Origin of the sequence: Parasphingorhabdus flavimaris (assembly GCF_013371215.1) — a bacterium.
Classification (GTDB): domain Bacteria; phylum Pseudomonadota; class Alphaproteobacteria; order Sphingomonadales; family Sphingomonadaceae; genus Parasphingorhabdus; species Parasphingorhabdus flavimaris.
The window spans coordinates 146,542-162,490 of record NZ_JABWMH010000001.1 but is presented as its reverse complement, the minus strand read 5'-3'; the positions used below and the strand labels follow the sequence as shown (position 1 = coordinate 162,490).

Below are 15,949 nucleotides of genomic sequence, written 5' to 3'. Positions count from 1 at the left end.
GGCCGCCACGACTAGTAAGCAGCCAAACGCGCATAGAAGGGGGAGCTTCGCGATGACCGAGATCAACGACACCCCGCATGACGAGATCATACGCGAGGATGTTCTCGACGATGACAACCGGCTGACCGACGAATTCGTCCGCTCGGTTTCCGACGCTGTATCGGATAATGATACGACGCTGGCGCAGGAACTCGTCAATCCGCTGCACAATGCCGACATTGCCGATCTGTTCGAACTGGTCGATTCGGACGAACGCGCGCCGCTGGCCGCCGCCCTGGGCGATCTGGTCAGCGCCGACGTCCTCGCCGAGATGAACGAGCATGTTCGCGAAGACCTGATGGATGCGCTCGACGCAAGCCAGATTGCCGACCTGACCGAGCAGCTCGACACCGATGACGCCGTCGCGATTATCGAGGATCTCGAGAAAGGCGAACAGCAGGCGGTCCTTGCCGAGCTCGATGCCGAAGACCGCGCCGCGATCGAAAGCGCCCTCACCTACGACGAGGAAACCGCCGGCCGGATAATGCAGCGCGAATTTGTCGCGGTGCCCGAACATATGATGGTCGGCGACCTGATCGACTATCTCCGCAAGAATGACGATCTGACCACCGAATTCTGGGAAATCTACGTTGTCGATCCGGCGTTCCGGCCGATTGGCACCTGCCAGCTCAGCTGGATTCTCAGAACCCCGCGCGACATTGCCATCGCCGACGTGATGAAGCGCGAGCAGTCGCTGATCCCGGTCAATATGGACCAGGAAGAGGTCGCGCTGCGCTTCCAGAAATATAATCTGATCTCGGCTGCGGTGATCAACGACGACGGCAGGCTGATCGGGATGATCACCGTCGATGACATTCTCCATATCGTCGAGGACGAGGCCAGCGAAGACGTGTTGCTGCTGTCCGGTGCCGGCGACGGCGACATCAACGAACCGATCCGCAATTCCTACATCGCCCGTGTGCGCTGGCTGATCGCCAATCTGGCGACGGCGCTGGTCGCCAGCTTTGTCATCGCGATATTCGGCGCGGCAATCGAGCAGATGGTGGCACTGGCAGTGCTCATGCCGATTGTCGCCTCGATCGGCGGCAATGCCGGAACCCAGACGATGGCGGTCTCGGTCCGCGCGCTGGCAATGAACGAACTGACCCGGTCCAACACCCGCCGGATTATCGGCCGGGAATTTCGCATAGCCCTGCTCAACGGCGCGACCATCGCCGTGCTGGTCGGACTGGGCACCGGTCTGGTCTTTGCAAATCCGATGCTTGGCGGCGTGATCGCGGTGGCTATGCTGATCAATATCGTTATCGCTGGCTTTGCCGGCATATTCGTGCCGGTGATGCTCGACCGGCTCGATCAGGATCCCGCGCTCGCCTCTTCGGTCTTTGTCACCATGATCACCGATACCATGGGCTTTCTCGCCTTCCTCGGCCTCGCCGTCGGTAGCGGCATGGTCAGCCTTTAGAGCGCGGAATGATCGAAACCGAACGCCTGTTGCTCCGTCCGCATCTGATCGAGGATTTCGAGGCCTGCTACGCCATGTGGCAGGACCCGGCTGTGGTGGAATTTATCAGCGGCAAGCCCGCCACCGAAGCCGAAGCATGGCTGCGGTTTCTCGGATATGTCGGGCGCTGGCAAGTCATGGACTTCGGCATATTCGCGCTGATCGAGAAATCATCAGGGCAATTTGTCGGAGAAGTGGGTTACAGCGACTTCCGCCGCGGACTGGGACCGGATTTCGACCGCTTCCCCGAAGCGGCCTGGATTCTGGCCGCAGCAGGACATGGCAAAGGCTATGCGCGGGAAGCGATGACAGCGGCGCAAGGCTGGCTGGACGAGAAGATCAGCCCCGAGAAAACCGTTTGCATTATCAGTCCCGAAAACGCCCCGTCGATCCGGCTGGCGGAAAGGCTCGGCTTTCGGACCACCGGCGATTCAGAATATCAGCAAAAGACGGCCAGGATGTTTGCACGGCCCAGACCAGCATAGCGACCGGAAGGCAGGGGTCATATGCCTTAGCAGCCCCCCGCCATGCGATCGTCATCCTCTCGTGCCGGAATAGGCCGCAACAAAGCCGCGCAGGTCATTGTAAATCCTCTCCCGCGCATCGCCGCCGATCATCTCGCAGCTCAGCCCATCAAATCCGGGCCGGTTTTCGCAAGCGGCAAGACGGATGGCCGCGATCAGCCAGATTTCGTCCGGGGTCGTGAGCGAGCAGCAAGGACGACCGATCTGAAACGGTTCGGGCCAGGCAAAGCCGATTGTTTCCGCGAGGATCATTATGCGCGTTGCCGCCCGGTTACCGCCCAGCCGGTCTGACAATTGGTCCCGGCAATCATAATCATTCTGGCTCGCCGCCACTGCCAGCCGAAAGGCAATGATCAGCCGCGCCTCGACCGATGGCAATGCCCTGATATCCGGCAACGGCATCGCCAGCTTTTCCAAAATCTCGACCAATTTCCGTCTCCTTGCTATCTGATTCCCCTCATAATATGATATTGATAATCATTTGCAATAATAAACTTGCATGATGGGCCGTCGACCCGGTTGATTTGCAGCGGCGGCACCGGAAGGCGCTTGACTAAACCGGTCGTCGCCCACAAATGTCATCCATGCCCCTGAACATGACGAAAATTGCCTATCGTAGCGAAAGCCCGGCGACGCTGCGGCACTGGCTGGAATCCCACAAGGATCACCCTGCCACCGATGGCGAAGCCCGGCTCACCACCCGCTATCTGCCCAAGCGGCACACGGAAATGGTCGGTGGGTCGCTCTACTGGATTCACGCCAAGAAAATCGTCGGCCGTTCACCGATCATCGGCTTCATGGACAATGGCGAGGGACGGCAGTGGATCAGGCTCGAACCGCGCCTGATTGCGGTCCAGCCAATCCCCAAACGCGCCCATCAGGGCTGGCGCTATCTCGAGGAAAAGGATGCTCCGGCAGATCTCGGAGACGGCGCGGAAGGCGCAGAGGAAATGCCCGCAGAGATGCTCGGCGAACTGGCCAGCCTCGGGCTGGTCTAGCCCGCCACGAACAAGGCTTCGCAGCCGGTTCCGGTCAGCAGCCTGTCGACCCGCGTTTGCGCATCGGCGGACAAGCCCTGATAAGCCTCCCGCAGCGCCGCCAGACATTTCGCCTGATAGGCAAAAACCGGTTGCTGCCACAATCGCCCGTCAATTTCGGTTTCGAAATCCTGTGCGCCGGAACCGGCGGCCGCCGCATTGGCGACCAGAAAAGGCGCGTAGGTCCGGCCGATTTCCGACAGCAGTCCCTGCAGCGACCCATATTGATCCTCGGCCAGCCAATCCCCGCCCTTGTGCCCGGACATATCCTCCATCCGGTCTATCCACCCTCTGACACGCTGGGCATATTTGGTGGTCAGCGCCATCGATGTCGGTTCGATCTGGGTAAGCTGGGTCAACTGCCCGTGGAGGGCGAAATCGCAGGAAGACGGCCGGCTCCCCAGAATGAAGCCCTGCTGCTGGATCAGCGTGTCGAGCAGGCCGAGCAAGCGGACATAGCTATCCTCGATCGTCCTGGCGGTGACCTTGTTCGATCCGACAACATAAAGCCGGTCGATCTGTCGCTTTGAAAATTGTGACGCCATGGCGGCGACCTGTTCATCCGGCAGATTGGGATTTGCCCAGTGGATCAGCAGTGGCGCAACATGCCCCGCATCATCCTCGAACGCCCAGCGAAAATGGAACATCGCCTTGGTCAGCCATTCATCGGCATAATCCTCGATCAACAAATCGATGAACCGCAGCGCTTCCTGATCAGGGATTACCGAACGGTCGGGATAGTCTTTCTCCAGCCGCCGGATGATCGGCGTGCTGTCCACCACGGCTTCGAGATTGCCCTCGCGATCGGGAAAAAAGAAAGTCGGCAGCAGTGCGACCTTGGGCCTGGGGTAGCCGGTCGGCGGCCCCATCGTACCGCCCCATATGACATTATGCGCGATGTGCCGGTAACGCAGAAGCGCCAGCATTTTCCGCGTATAAGGCGAACCCGGCGCACCAACCAGTTCGAGTCTGCCAGTCATATCAGGCCTTTCCATCCAGCCAGTGCTGAAGCAGATTCCGGGCAATTGCAAAAGGCGGCGGTGCGACGAACAGTGCATCCGGTTCGCCATTCATCGCCCCCTTGACCTCGTCGAGCGAGAACCAGGCCGCTTCTTCAATCTCTTCCTCGTCGAGGGTCAGCGTCGGGTCATCGGTCACGCTGGTGCATGCGATCATCAACGATGACGGGAATGGCCAGGGCTGGCTGGCGACATAGCGGACGTCGCGGACCTTGATCCCCGCCTCCTCGAACAGCTCGCGCTTCACGCAGCCTTCGATACTCTCACCCGGTTCCAAGAACCCGGCCAGCGCGGAAAAGCTCTTTGGCGGGAAGCGCGGCTGACGGCCCAGCAATACCTTGCCTTCGCATTCCGACAGCATGATCGCGACCGGATCGGTGCGCGGAAAATGCTCTGCGCCGCAGCCGTCATTTTCTTTATCGCACAGTCGGGCCCAGCCACCCTTGCGCGACTGGGTCGGCTTGCCGCATTGCGCACAGAATTTGTGGCGCGCGTGCCAGTCGACCAGGCTTCGGGCGGTCGCATAGATTGCCGCCTGTTCGGCGGGCAGATTGCCCAGCGTCTGCCACAGCGCCCGATTGGCCAGCGGACCGGCATCCCCTGCCCCGTTCAGCTCGGCGAAAAAGGGCGTGTCTTCCTCGATCCCGAGCAAGAGCAGATCATTGTCCGGCGACGCTTCATAGGCCGCCCCCCAGGCGAGATCACCAACATCGTCAAATACCGGGTTCAGGCCATCCAGCTTGAGCAGCTTCGCCCGCGGATTCATCATCGCGGCGCGCAACTTGTCGGGATTGACCCGCACCTGATCGGCGCGGTCGAGGGTTCCGCCGGCAAAGGTCGGCACTATGGTTTCTCTGGCTGTCAGCATCTTTACTCCGTCACAATTTTGCTATCACCCGCTCGCCGGACAGGGAGCGGTCCGGCTCACGGGCTGGTTTTACCGGTGTCGACCGGCGCGGAGCCGTCGAGATCCGCATAGACATATTTCGGGAAGTCCGACTGGAACGGATAGCTGTTCGACGGAATATATTGCGTATATCCGCCGGCGCGCAGACCGCGCTTGGTATCCACAAATGCCGCGGTTCCGGCAGCGCCGCCCCACCCGAACGTGCCCGCGGGACTGTCAATCGTCCCCAGACCGGAACGCCCGCCAGCGCCAAAGCCCTGTTTGGCAACCCAGGTCCCCGAGGTGTCTGCCGTTTCGGGCAAAAGGTTGGACATGCCGAGCTTCGCCGTCTCCGGCTCCATTATCCGGACATCGCCCAACGTGCCGAATCCCAGCAGCATTTGCAGGAACTTGTCATAATCCGCAGCCGACCCGACCAGTCCTGTGCTGCCGAACGCAAAGGGCGGCTTGTCAAGAAATATGCTGGTCGCGCCGGGATCGATCGGGATCAGCGCACCGGCAAATGGTGCGTAATTGTCGGCAAGATCCGCCGCACGCGCGGCCGGGACATGGTAGAACATGTCGTTCATGCCGAGGGGACCGAACATCCGTTCCTGAAGAAATTCGTCCAGCGGCTTGCCGGTGACTTTCTCGATCACCGCGCTCAACACATCGTGGCTGAGCGAATAGCTCCACTTCGTCCCCGGCTGGTAGACCAGAGGCATTGTCGCGAGCCGCTGCATGAAGGTCATGATATCGGGTGTCGGCGCACTCCGGTCGAAGCCCGGCAGCGGGCTGCGGCTGACACGACCGGGCGTCAGGCCGGCGTCCAGATAGGCTTTCTGAATAGGGCCCTTGGAGATGATCGTATAACCCAGACCGGCCGTATGGGTCAGCAGCTGGCGGATCGTGATCGGTCCCTTTGCAGCCACGGTATTCTCGATCGGTCCTTCCGGCTCGGTCAAGACCTGCATGTCCGCGAAGTCGGGAAAAATATCCGACAGCGGCTGGTCCATGGTGATCAGGCCATCCTCGATCAGCATCATCGTCGCCATGCCGGTCACCGGCTTGGTCTGCGAATACATCCGCCACAATGTGTTGCCATCGACCAGCTTGTCACCGCCAAGCTTGAGCGAACCTGCAGATATCACCTGTGGTGCCGCCTGACCGAATCCGATCATCGCGAGCATGCCCGCCACCTTCTTTTCCGCAACATATTGATTGATGACCTTGGTCAATCCGGGAAAGCTTGCTGCCATTTCCCGGGCAACGGCCATGCTTGGCATCGCGGCCATAAAAGCGCCGATGCCGATGCCGCCGAGCACGGACCGCCGGGAAAATTGAGAGCCGTGCGACGACGTCGCGAATTGTTCAGTTGTCATTTTTCTTCCTTCAGTTTCCAATCCACGGCCTTCGCGTAAAGCGTTGGCAGCCCGGCTTCCGCTATGTTGTCCAGCGGCCACCAGATATTATCACCTTTGTTAGTAACCATTTTTCCGTCCTGATAAACAGCCAAATCGACTTGGAGCGAAAAATGGGTGAAGCTGTGCTGAACAATATTGTCATGCACTTGCCACTCCCCGGCTATCGGTGGCGTCGCATGACCGTCATTGCCCGCCGCCCATCCGTCATCCGGCAGCCCGCGCATGCCGCCGAGCATCCCCTTTGGCGGTCGGGTCGCCAGCAATATCCGGTCCTGCTGTTCGATCCAGAAAAAGCGCGCCCGGCGCACCGGCTTGGCCTTTTTCGGCGGTTTGACCGGATAGCGCTCCATCTCGCCACCCGCAAAGGCTGCGCATTGTTTCTGTACCGGACAGATGCCGCATTTCGGACCTTTAGACGTGCAGATCGTCGCGCCCAGATCCATGCAGGCCTGAGCAAAGTCGCCGGCAGCGTGATCGGGCGTGATCGCATCCATCGCGCTGCGGATTTCAGCCTTGCCCTTTGGCAGCGGCGTATCGATCGCGAAGAGCCTGGCCACCAGCCGCTCGATATTGGCATCCACCACCACCGCGCGTTCGCCAAAGGCAATCGCCGCTATCGCCGCTGCGGTATAGGCACCCACACCCGGCAGCAGGAGCAGCTCAGACTCTTTCTGAGGAAAGATTCCATCCATTTTCTCAGTGACATATAACGCGCACTTGTAGAGATTCCGCGCCCGGGCATAATAGCCGAGCCCCGCCCAGGCGGCGAGCACGTCGGCTTCCTCGGCACGCGCCAGGTCCTGAACCGTCGGCCAGCGCCGGGTGAATTTCTCGAAATAGCTTTTGACCGCGCCGACCGTCGTCTGCTGGAGCATCACTTCCGACAGCCAGACATGATAGGGATCGGGCAAATTACCGCCCGGCGACGAGCGCCAGGGCAATATTCTGGCGTTATCCACATAATGTGCACCGATATTGGCAGATATTTTACGCGCTTTGGCGGAGAAACTATCGACGGCCATGGGCGTGCCATGCCATAAATGATCATAATGGCGAAGAAAATTGGCATAACCGGTGATGAAAAGGCGAATTCCGCCGGGAACGGCAAGCCTGCGCCCAAAAAAGCGCCGGTAAAGGCTCCCAAAAAGGCCAAAGCCAAAGCCTATCAGAAATACCAGCGTCCGCGCGGCGGGCCGGCGAAAAGCATCTCCGACCTGATGCCCGAAATCGGCCGCGCCGCCTTTCGCCGCTACGGTTTCATCCAGAGCTCCGTCGTCAGCCGCTGGGCGGAGATCGTCGGCGAACGCTATGCCGCGGTATCATTGCCCGAATCGATCCGCTTTCCGCGCGGAGAGAAGGAAGGCGGGACGCTCCACCTGCTGGTTTCCGGCGCCTATGCGACGATGATGCAGCATATCGCTCCGGATATCGTCACCCGGGTCAATCGCTTCTTCGGCTATGGCGCGGTCAGTCATATCCGATTCAGGCAGGGTACGATAACCCCCAAGGAAGATAAGGAAAAACGCGCAGTTCTGCCCCATTCGCTCAGACCCGCACCAATCCAGCTGGGCGAAAACCTCCGCGATATCGGTGATGCGGAATTGAACCGGGTGCTCGAATCGCTCGCATCGGCAGTTGCAAAGGCCGATGCGGACCTTAAGAACGATGCGCAGTTGAGCATCAAAGTCATCGGCAAGATCGGTGGCGGTGACAAGAAGAAGGACCAGACATGAAGTTGAGAAGCGCATATCTTGCTTCGGCACTGGCGGCAGCCACCGTGATCGCTGCACCGGCTTCGGCACAACAATCGGACCGGGTCACCCTGTCATCCATGGGCGGCCATGTCATGGGCAACCCGCTCGCCAAGCACAAGCTGACGGAATATATGAGCTACACCTGCAATCATTGCGCGGCTTTCGAAGCGGAATCCCATCAGCAGCTGAAGACGAATTTCATCAACAAGAACCATGTCAGCTTCGAAATTCGCAACCTGATTCTCAACCCGATCGATCTGACTGCCGCCATGCTGGCGCGCTGCGGTGGTCGCACCAGGTTTTTCGGCAATCACCACGCTCTGCTGGCACAGCAATCGACCTGGCTCAAGAAATTCCAGTCCGTCTCCCCCGAGGCGATGGCGACCATGAACGACGGCACCGTTCCCGAGCGGCTAAGGAAAATCGCCAGGGCCTCCGGCCTTGATGAATTGATGAAGGGTCGGGGCTATACCGCACCCCAGATCGACGCCTGCCTGTCCGACAAGGTGGAGCAGGACAAGATACTGGCGATGACAAAACACGCGACCGTAACACTGAAACTTACCGGGACGCCCAGCTTCACGCTCGGCGGCAAGCCTCTGGCGAAGGTTCACAGCTGGGGTGCGCTGCAACCCAAATTGGCAGTCCTTCCGCAATAATATTCGACCATCTCAGGAAACAGGAACAGATTATGCGTAAACTCAACTATTTTGCACCCGTGGCACTTGCCCTGGCGCTGACCGCATGTGGAGAATCGACCGATGGCGCAGCCGGCGCAAGTTCGTCGGCGACCGTCGAGGCTGTCGAAGCCCCTGCCGGACAGAAATGGTCCGAAACCGTCTCCAAGACCGAAGCAGGCGGCATCGTCATGGGCAATCCCGACGCGCCGCTCAAGCTGGTCGAATATATGTCGATCACCTGCTCTCACTGCAAGGATTTCGGAGAACAGGCGTTCGTGCCCTTGCGTGACAATTATGTCGATAGCGGCAAGGTAAGCTTTGAAATCCGTAATTTCGTCCGCGACCCGCTCGACCTTTCCGCCGCTCTGCTCTCGCGTTGCGGTGGCGAAGCGCCGTTTTTCCCGCTGACCGAACAGGCTCTGGGCTATCAGGCGACGATGTTTGAAAAAGCACAGGCGATCGGCGAAGCGACTTACAGCAATATCCTGCAATCCGATCCGAAGGTTCGCTTCGTTCGCCTTGCCGAACAGCTTGGCCTGATCTCCTTCTTCCAGCAGCGCGGTGTTTCGGAAGACCAGGCAAAGGCCTGCCTCGCCGACACGGCAGCGGCTGAAAAATTGATGAGCGACACTCAGAAAGGTGCCGAGGACTTCAACATCGAGGGTACGCCGACCTTCCTGCTCAACGGGCAGAAGATCGAAGGCACAAACTGGACCATGGTTGAAGCCAAATTGAAGGAAGCAGGCGCCCGGTAGGCGCTGAACCAATCGCAAGAGGGGGCGCGATTTGAAACTGCTCACTGATATCGCTTGCACGGGCCTGATCCCGTGCAAATAAAGAAGCTCAGACTTTCTGGCTTCAAAAGCTTTGTCGATCCGACCGAGCTGCGCATCGAAAAGGGGCTGACCGGCGTGGTCGGCCCCAACGGGTGCGGCAAATCCAATCTGCTCGAAGCCATCCGCTGGGTGATGGGCGAAAATAGCGCTAAATCTATGCGCGGTGCCGGCATGGAAGATGTGATCTTCGCCGGTACCCAGGACCGGCCCGAGCGGCAATTTGCAGAGGTTTCACTAACCGCCGAACGCGAGACCAACGACGTCTCATCGCTCCACGTCGGCGACAATGACAGCGAGCTGGAAATCGTCCGCCGGATCGAGCGCGGCTCCGGTTCCGCCTATCGCGCCAATGGCACCGATGTCCGGGCCAAGGATATCGCGCTGATCTTCGCCGACGCGGCGACCGGCGCGCACAGCCCTGCCCTCGTCAGCCAGGGCAAGATATCCAATATCATTTCCTCCAAACCGGAAGCGCGTCGGGAAATGCTGGAGGAAGCCGCCGGTATTTCCGGCCTCCACGTCCGGCGCCGGGACGCGGAACAGAAATTGCGCGCGGCGGAGAAGAATCTGGCCCGTCTCGATGATATTCTCGGCGACATGGAACAGCGCGCTGCCAATTTGCGGCGACAGGCCAAACAGGCGGAACGCTACCGCAAGCTGAGCGGTGAAATCACCACCGTTGAGGGGCGGCTGATCTACGCGCGCTGGAAAGAAGCCGCCGCAGCCGCCGATATCGCCAGAGCCGAAGCCGAAACCGCCGAGACCAGGGTCAGCGAAGCGCAAAGCGAGCAGCAAGCGGCTGTATCCGCACAGAATGACAGCGCCAAGGCGCTTGGCCTGCTGCGTTCCGAAGTACAGCGCGCACGGGAAGAAGCCAGCGAATCCAGCCACCGGCTGCTGACCCTGACCAACGAGCGCGACAATCTGAAATCGCGGCTGCTCGACCTGCAGGCACAGGCCCAGCGGATTCACGATGACAATGCCCGCGAAGACCAGCTGACCCGCGATGCGATGGAGGCGCTGGACCGTCTCGAGCAGGACGAGAAAAGGCTATCGACGGAATTGTCCGGCCTGACGAAGGAGCGCCCAGACCTCGAGCGGGCTGCCGAACGGTCCGAGCGGGCTGCGAGCGAAGCCGAGGTTGAACTCGCCAAGGCTGTCGCCGAGGAAGCCCGCATTCAGGCAGAGATAAAGGTCGCCAATGCAGCGGTCGACGCGGCGCAGGCGCGCCACGACCGGCTGGCGGTGGAACTGGGCCGCCTGAATGCCGAACGCGCCGAGATGGGCGATGAGGCAGAGTTGCAGGCCGCGCTAGCCGAAGCCATTGCGACCCGCGAAGCGGCTCAGGTGACGGCAGACGGCAGCGGCGGCAGGATTGCCTCACTCGAGGAACAACGGGTTCAGGCCACTGCAGCGCGCGATGCCGCGCAATCGGGCCTCGCAACGCTGAAAGCCGAACTGGCCGGACTGCGGTCGGAACATCACGCGCTGGATCGCGAGCTGTCGAAGGTCGAAAGCGCGCACAAGGCGATCGATCAGGTCAAGCCTGCACCGGGCTATGAACGGGCGCTGGCGGCGGCGCTGGGCGACGATCTGCTCGCCTCGGTCGGCGAAGACGGCGATCGCTACTGGGGCGGCGGCGATGTCGCCTCTTCCGGTTCACCACCCGAGGGTACAGAGACCTTGCTGGATCAGGTGCAGGCCCCGAGCGAATTGCACAATCGCCTGTCACAGATTTTTGTCGCCGATAGCGATGTCGGCCAGGCACTTGCGGTCGGCCAGCGTCTTGTAACCAAAGCAGGCGCGCTGCGCCGCTGGGACGGCTTTGTCGCTCGCGACGACGGCAATGCCAGCGCCGAGCGGTTGGTCCGCGCCAACCGGCTGCGCGAATTGCAGGATATGCTGGTCCCGGCCGAGGAAAAGGTCGCGGCGGCGGAAGCCGCCCTGGTTACGGGACGCGAAGCGATGGCGGCAATCGAGGTTCAACTCGGCGAAGCCCGCACCGCGCGGCGCGAAGCCGAGGAAGCGCTGCGGCAATCGCTGCGCGAAGCCGATCAGGCGGAAGAAGCGCTGGCCTGGCTGCAGAAACGCACCGCCAGCCTCGCCGAACGCGATGCCGCGCTGAAAGCGGAAAATGCCACCGCGCTTGCCGAGCTCCAAGCGGCGCAAAAGGAACGCGCCAGCCAACCCGATGGCGCGGAGCAGGAGCGCGCGCGAGCGGCCTTGCAGGACCAGCGCGACGCGGCACGGCAACAGGTTATGTCCGCCCAGGCTGCGCTCTCCGGCATCGACCAGAGGCTCGCGCAGGTGAAGGAACAGAAGGCCGTCGCCAGCGCGCAAATCCGTTCGTGGCAGGACCGCTCGGGCGAAGCCGAAGCGCGGATGAAGGAAATGGCCAAACGCGGCGCGCTGATCGAGACCGAGGTCGAAAGTCTGGCCGACCGACCGCGGGTGATCGAGGTCGAGGTCACCAGGCTGGAGGAACGGCAGGAAGCGCTCAACGCCAATGTGGTCGAGAAGGACGCGGCATTGCAGGCCGCCGAACTCGCCCAGCGCGACCATGAGGACCGGCTCAACCAGGCCAGCGAATTGCTCAGCCAGGCCCGCGAAACGCGCGCCGGAGCCAAGGCCCGCGCCGAAAACCAGGATCTGCGGCGGATGGAAATGGGCCGGATTTCTGCCGAGAAATTCGAATGCCCGGCGGTGGTATTGCCGAAGAAGCTCGAATTTGACGAGGATACGGTCGGCGAAGCATCGCAGGAGTCAGCCGAGCTCGAACGGCTTTCGCTCAGCCGCGAACGGATCGGCCCGGTCAATCTGGTCGCCGCCGACGAGCTGGCAGAGCTGGAAGGCGAATGGGAAGTCTCGACCAAAGAAAGCCAGGACCTGAACGAGGCGATCCACCAATTGCGCGGATCGATCGGCAGCCTCAACCGCGAAGGCCGCCAGCGCCTGCTCGCCGCCTTCGAGGAAGTCGACCAGCATTTCCAGCGGCTGTTCGCGACCCTGTTTGACGGCGGCAAAGCCCATCTCGAGCTGATCAACAGCGATGATCCGCTGGAAGCGGGTCTCGAGATCATGGCCCAGCCGCCGGGCAAGAAGCTGACCTCGCTGACCCTGTTATCGGGCGGCGAACAGGCATTGACCGCAGTCGCGCTGATCTTCGGCCTGTTCCTGACAAATCCCGCGCCGATCTGCGTCCTCGACGAGGTCGACGCGCCGCTCGACGATGCCAATATCGAGCGGTTCTGCGACCTTCTCGACAAGATGGTCGCCGAGACCAGCACCCGCTATCTGATCGTCACCCACAATGCCGTGACGATGAGCCGCATGCACCGCCTGTTCGGCGTTACGATGGTCGAGCGAGGGATTTCGCAGCTGGTGTCGGTCGATCTGAATGCTGCAGAAGAGTTGCTGGCGGCGGAGTGAAGGCAGCGTGCTAGCCGATAAACGCCCTGCGACAAGCTCAGGACTAACGGGATGACCGGTTCTATCAATCCCCCAAAACCAGTTGCGGCCCCGGCCCCTTCAGCCCCGCCCGGTCCTCCGGATTGTACAGCGCGCATTTCTTCAGGCTCAGGCAGCCACAACCGATACAACCGTCGAGCCGGTCGCGGGTCCGTTCCAGTTCCGCGATCCTCGCGTCAATCACCCCGCGCATCGCCTTGCTGATCCGGCTCCAGTCGGCCTGGGTCGGGGTGCGGCCATAGGGCAGAGCGGCGAGCTGCTTTTCAATCTCCCCGATCGTCAGCCCCAGTTGCTGGGCGATCAGGACAAAGCTCAGCCGGCGGATATCCGAGCGCAGAAACCGCCGCTGGCCACCAGCAGAACGGAACGGTTCGACCAGCCCCTTTTCCTCGTAGAAACGGATCGCCGAGACCGAGAGACCGGTGCGGGCGGCGAGATCACCGATGGTCAGCGCTTTGGTTTCGGGCATGTTAGTCTCCTTACTTTCCTCCCTGTGCGCAGCATGGGGAGGGGGACCGCGCGAAGCGTGGTGGAGGGGCATCGTGCCATCCTCACTGCGTTCGGCCCCTCCGTCATCCGCCTTCGCCAAGGCTTCGGCGGATGCCACCTCCCCATTGCTTCGCACGGGGAGGAAAATAATAGCTTGACCTCAACTTAGCTTGAGCTTGTACGAGTCGCAAGCATGGAGATTTGGCGGGCTCGGACAGCCACCTGCAGGGCGGCAAACATGCTTCCAATTCTTCCAATGAAATGATGCCTATATTGCGAGGAAGACAGAAAATGAAACTCAATCAGGTCACCGTGGGATGTGTGGATTATGACCAATCGGTGGCATTTTACCGCCAGCTTGGGCTCGCCCAGATCGTAGACTCTCCACCCCGCTACGCGCGGTTCGAGACACCGCCGGGCGAAACCTTCTCGATCCACACGGTGGAAAAGGTCGGAGCGCCGACAACCATAATCTACTTCGAATGTGACGATCTCGACCAGAAAGTCGCGGATCTGCAATCCGCCGGTCTCACCTTCGAAACAGAACCCACCGACCAGAACTGGGGCTGGCGCGAAGCACGGCTCCGCGATCCGGCCGGCAACCCGCTCTGCCTGTTTCACGGTGGCGACAACCGCCGCTTCCCGCCCTGGCGGATCGACAATTCAACAACGGAGAAAGGCAATGAAAAATGACCAACGGAAAACTGGAACACGCCAATATCACGGTCAGCGACCCGCAAAGGAGCGCCGACCTGCTGCGCGATCTGTTTGGATGGCATATCCGGTGGGAGGGGCCATCAATGTCGGCTGGCCACACGATCCACGTCGGCACGGATGATTCCTATATCGCACTTTACACCAACCCGGATGTCCAGGCTGCTGATCCCACGTTCAACAAGGGCGAGCCAATGAACCATATCGGCATAACCGTCGATGATCTGGATACGGTCGAGGCCAAGGTCGTCGCGGCCGGGCTGGAACCCTTCGGTCATGATGATTACGAGCCGGGACGGAGATTCTATTTCTTCGACTGGAACCACATCGAGTGGGAAGTGGTGAGCTACGGGTAGCGCCCTCGAAAACGAAAGCGCCCCTCTCCTTTCAAGGGAGAGGGGCGCCTAATATTCCGTATCGCGCGATGACGCTCAACAACCCGAAACCGGTTCAGGTGATTGCGTTGCCGCAGCGCGTATTACAGGCTAGGATTAACCAGCACCTTCTCGCCAGTCGCTTTCTTCTCGTAACCCTTGGCGATTTCCGGATCGATCATGTCCATCAGGCTGATCTCGCTCGAATAGTCGCTGTTGAAGATGCCGTTGCGCTCTTCGACGGTATACATGCGCATTTCCATCATCCGGTCGCGGCCGACCTTTTCGAGATGCGGGGTGAGCAACCAGCCGGCGACGCCCCAGTAGAGGCCGAGACCCCCGCCAAGGATAGTCTCGCTGGTGTCGAGGCGACCGTAGATATAGACCTGCTTGTTGACGGTCGAGCCATAGACGCTGAATTCCGCGCCACGTACGGCTGCTGCCTTTTCCATCGCTGTCAGGATATAGCTGGCCATCTTGCCGCCGCCGATGGCATCAAAGCCGAGCGTCGCACCGGTTTCTGCCAGAGCCGCAATCAGCTGCTCCATGAAATCGCCTTTGCTGCTGTCGATGACATGGGTCAGGCCGAGGTCAGTGAGGATTTTTTTCTGGGCGTCGGAGCGCACGATAGCGACCAGCGGAATATTGTCCTTGAGGCAAAGCTTGGCCAGCATCTGGCCAAGATTGGAAGCGGCAGCGGTGTGGACCAGTCCGGTGTGGCCTTCCGCATGCATGGTGTTGATGAAGCCCTGGGCGGTCATCGGATTGACGAACAGCGAAGCGCCTTCCTTCGCCGCAGCACCTTCGGGGAGTGGAACGCACGCCGCGGCCGGCATGACCCGGTGGGTGCGATACATTTCACCCCCGACGATGGTGACGGTCTTGCCCATCAACCCCTGCGCTGCATCGGATGCACCGGCTGCGACAACCGTGCCGGCGCCTTCATTGCCCGCAGCGAGCTTCTTGCCCGCACGGCCCTTGAAGAAAGGCTGCATCGCAGGTTCGACATCGGCAACCAGCGCTGGATGACCGTCAACGGTTTCGCTGCGCACGGTGTCCATGTTGGCGGCAGCGGTCAGCAAGCCGAGATCGGACGGGTTGATCGGAACCGCTTCCATCTGAACAACCACTTCATGGTCTTTGAGTTCCGGCACATCATAAGGCTCGATCGACAATATCGATTTGCCGTCTTCGGTGACGGTTGTGAACAGTTGCTTTGCGTCGGGAAATTGACTCATTAGAA

The 15,949-nt window shown here is 60.6% G+C and carries 16 protein-coding genes; 9 read left to right on the top strand and 7 right to left on the bottom strand.

Annotation, left to right across the window (positions count from 1 at the left end):
• Nucleotides 1–52 precede the first annotated feature (52 nt).
• Together mgtE and HUO14_RS00825 are read left to right on the top strand one after the other, a co-directional pair.
• Entirely contained in the window at nt 53–1,462 is a 1,410-nt protein-coding gene (mgtE, locus tag HUO14_RS00830; RefSeq protein ID WP_176278004.1) for a magnesium transporter, read from the top strand.
• A gap of 8 nt (nt 1,463–1,470) precedes the next feature.
• A complete protein-coding gene (locus tag HUO14_RS00825; RefSeq protein WP_176278003.1) occupies nt 1,471–1,986 on the top strand; it encodes a GNAT family N-acetyltransferase in 516 nt (171 codons plus the stop codon).
• Between the two features lie 51 nt (nt 1,987–2,037).
• Here the strand turns inward: HUO14_RS00825 and HUO14_RS00820 are convergent, their stop codons facing one another.
• Nucleotides 2,038–2,454: a hypothetical protein gene (locus HUO14_RS00820; protein ID WP_176278002.1), complete on the bottom strand. Its 417-nt coding sequence runs from the start codon at nt 2,452–2,454 to the stop codon at nt 2,038–2,040.
• Nucleotides 2,455–2,609: 155 nt separating this feature from the next.
• Here HUO14_RS00820 and HUO14_RS00815 point away from each other — a divergent pair, with 155 nt between their 5' ends.
• Nucleotides 2,610–3,023 carry a DUF1489 family protein gene (locus tag HUO14_RS00815; protein WP_176278699.1) on the top strand — a complete coding sequence of 138 codons (414 nt, stop codon included), beginning with the start codon at nt 2,610–2,612 and terminating at the stop codon, nt 3,021–3,023.
• Here the strand turns inward: HUO14_RS00815 and HUO14_RS00810 are convergent.
• From HUO14_RS00810 to HUO14_RS00795, 4 genes are read right to left on the bottom strand one after another with little or no spacing between them, the layout of a single operon-like run.
• The gene (locus HUO14_RS00810; protein WP_176278001.1) at nt 3,020–4,042 is read right to left on the bottom strand and encodes a glutathione S-transferase N-terminal domain-containing protein; all 1,023 of its coding nucleotides are present in this window, start codon (nt 4,040–4,042) and stop codon (nt 3,020–3,022) included. The genes HUO14_RS00815 and HUO14_RS00810 overlap by 4 nt on opposite strands.
• A gap of 1 nt (nt 4,043) precedes the next feature.
• A complete protein-coding gene (nudC, locus tag HUO14_RS00805) occupies nt 4,044–4,949 on the bottom strand; it encodes an NAD(+) diphosphatase (RefSeq protein ID WP_176278000.1) in 906 nt (301 codons plus the stop codon).
• Between the two features lie 56 nt (nt 4,950–5,005).
• On the bottom strand, nt 5,006–6,349 hold the full coding sequence (locus tag HUO14_RS00800; protein ID WP_176277999.1) for a serine hydrolase domain-containing protein: 1,344 nt from the start codon (nt 6,347–6,349) through the stop codon (nt 5,006–5,008).
• On the bottom strand, nt 6,346–7,413 hold the full coding sequence (locus HUO14_RS00795; protein WP_176277998.1) for an A/G-specific adenine glycosylase: 1,068 nt from the start codon (nt 7,411–7,413) through the stop codon (nt 6,346–6,348). Before HUO14_RS00795 ends, HUO14_RS00800 begins: the two co-directional genes overlap by 4 nt.
• Nucleotides 7,414–7,440: 27 nt before the next feature.
• Between HUO14_RS00795 and HUO14_RS00790 the strand changes: the two genes are divergently transcribed.
• The 4 genes from HUO14_RS00790 to smc all read left to right on the top strand — a co-directional run bounded on the left by HUO14_RS00790 (nt 7,441) and on the right by smc (nt 13,090).
• Nucleotides 7,441–8,124, top strand: coding sequence for a DUF721 domain-containing protein (locus HUO14_RS00790; RefSeq protein ID WP_176277997.1), 684 nt, complete (start codon nt 7,441–7,443; stop codon nt 8,122–8,124).
• The gene (locus tag HUO14_RS00785; RefSeq protein WP_176277996.1) at nt 8,121–8,804 is read left to right on the top strand and encodes a DsbA family protein; all 684 of its coding nucleotides are present in this window, start codon (nt 8,121–8,123) and stop codon (nt 8,802–8,804) included. The genes HUO14_RS00790 and HUO14_RS00785 overlap by 4 nt, the downstream gene beginning before the upstream one ends.
• Before the next feature lie 32 nt (nt 8,805–8,836).
• On the top strand, nt 8,837–9,580 hold the full coding sequence (locus HUO14_RS00780) for a thioredoxin domain-containing protein (protein ID WP_176277995.1): 744 nt from the start codon (nt 8,837–8,839) through the stop codon (nt 9,578–9,580).
• Nucleotides 9,581–9,652: 72 nt separating this feature from the next.
• A complete protein-coding gene (gene smc / locus HUO14_RS00775; RefSeq protein ID WP_176277994.1) occupies nt 9,653–13,090 on the top strand; it encodes a chromosome segregation protein SMC in 3,438 nt (1,145 codons plus the stop codon).
• Nucleotides 13,091–13,154: 64 nt separating this feature from the next.
• On the opposite strand, the gene soxR is transcribed toward smc, so the two are convergent.
• Nucleotides 13,155–13,598 carry a redox-sensitive transcriptional activator SoxR gene (gene soxR / locus HUO14_RS00770; RefSeq protein ID WP_176277993.1) on the bottom strand — a complete coding sequence of 148 codons (444 nt, stop codon included), beginning with the start codon at nt 13,596–13,598 and terminating at the stop codon, nt 13,155–13,157.
• A 311-nt stretch (nt 13,599–13,909) separates the two neighbouring features.
• Between soxR and HUO14_RS00765 the strand changes: the two genes are divergently transcribed.
• Together HUO14_RS00765 and HUO14_RS00760 are read left to right on the top strand one after the other, a co-directional pair.
• The gene (locus HUO14_RS00765) at nt 13,910–14,311 is read left to right on the top strand and encodes a VOC family protein (protein WP_176277992.1); all 402 of its coding nucleotides are present in this window, start codon (nt 13,910–13,912) and stop codon (nt 14,309–14,311) included.
• Nucleotides 14,308–14,688 carry a VOC family protein gene (locus HUO14_RS00760; protein ID WP_176277991.1) on the top strand — a complete coding sequence of 127 codons (381 nt, stop codon included), beginning with the start codon at nt 14,308–14,310 and terminating at the stop codon, nt 14,686–14,688. The genes HUO14_RS00765 and HUO14_RS00760 overlap by 4 nt, the downstream gene beginning before the upstream one ends.
• Nucleotides 14,689–14,810: 122 nt before the next feature.
• Here the strand turns inward: HUO14_RS00760 and HUO14_RS00755 are convergent, their stop codons facing one another.
• Nucleotides 14,811–15,944, bottom strand: coding sequence for an MDR/zinc-dependent alcohol dehydrogenase-like family protein (locus HUO14_RS00755; RefSeq protein WP_176277990.1), 1,134 nt, complete (start codon nt 15,942–15,944; stop codon nt 14,811–14,813).
• Between the last annotated feature and the right edge of the window lie 5 nt (nt 15,945–15,949).

Coding starts and splice junctions, on each gene's coding strand:
- mgtE (WP_176278004.1), top strand. CDS start 53: ATGACCGAGATCAACGACACCCCGCATGACGAGATCATACGCGAGGAT.
- HUO14_RS00825 (WP_176278003.1), top strand. CDS start 1,471: ATGATCGAAACCGAACGCCTGTTGCTCCGTCCGCATCTGATCGAGGAT.
- HUO14_RS00815 (WP_176278699.1), top strand. CDS start 2,610: ATGCCCCTGAACATGACGAAAATTGCCTATCGTAGCGAAAGCCCGGCG.
- HUO14_RS00810 (WP_176278001.1), bottom strand. CDS start 4,042: ATGACTGGCAGACTCGAACTGGTTGGTGCGCCGGGTTCGCCTTATACG.
- nudC (WP_176278000.1), bottom strand. CDS start 4,949: ATGCTGACAGCCAGAGAAACCATAGTGCCGACCTTTGCCGGCGGAACC.
- HUO14_RS00800 (WP_176277999.1), bottom strand. CDS start 6,349: ATGACAACTGAACAATTCGCGACGTCGTCGCACGGCTCTCAATTTTCC.
- HUO14_RS00795 (WP_176277998.1), bottom strand. CDS start 7,413: ATGGCCGTCGATAGTTTCTCCGCCAAAGCGCGTAAAATATCTGCCAAT.
- HUO14_RS00790 (WP_176277997.1), top strand. CDS start 7,441: ATGGCGAAGAAAATTGGCATAACCGGTGATGAAAAGGCGAATTCCGCC.
- HUO14_RS00785 (WP_176277996.1), top strand. CDS start 8,121: ATGAAGTTGAGAAGCGCATATCTTGCTTCGGCACTGGCGGCAGCCACC.
- HUO14_RS00780 (WP_176277995.1), top strand. CDS start 8,837: ATGCGTAAACTCAACTATTTTGCACCCGTGGCACTTGCCCTGGCGCTG.
- soxR (WP_176277993.1), bottom strand. CDS start 13,598: ATGCCCGAAACCAAAGCGCTGACCATCGGTGATCTCGCCGCCCGCACC.
- HUO14_RS00765 (WP_176277992.1), top strand. CDS start 13,910: ATGAAACTCAATCAGGTCACCGTGGGATGTGTGGATTATGACCAATCG.
- HUO14_RS00760 (WP_176277991.1), top strand. CDS start 14,308: ATGACCAACGGAAAACTGGAACACGCCAATATCACGGTCAGCGACCCG.
- HUO14_RS00755 (WP_176277990.1), bottom strand. CDS start 15,944: ATGAGTCAATTTCCCGACGCAAAGCAACTGTTCACAACCGTCACCGAA.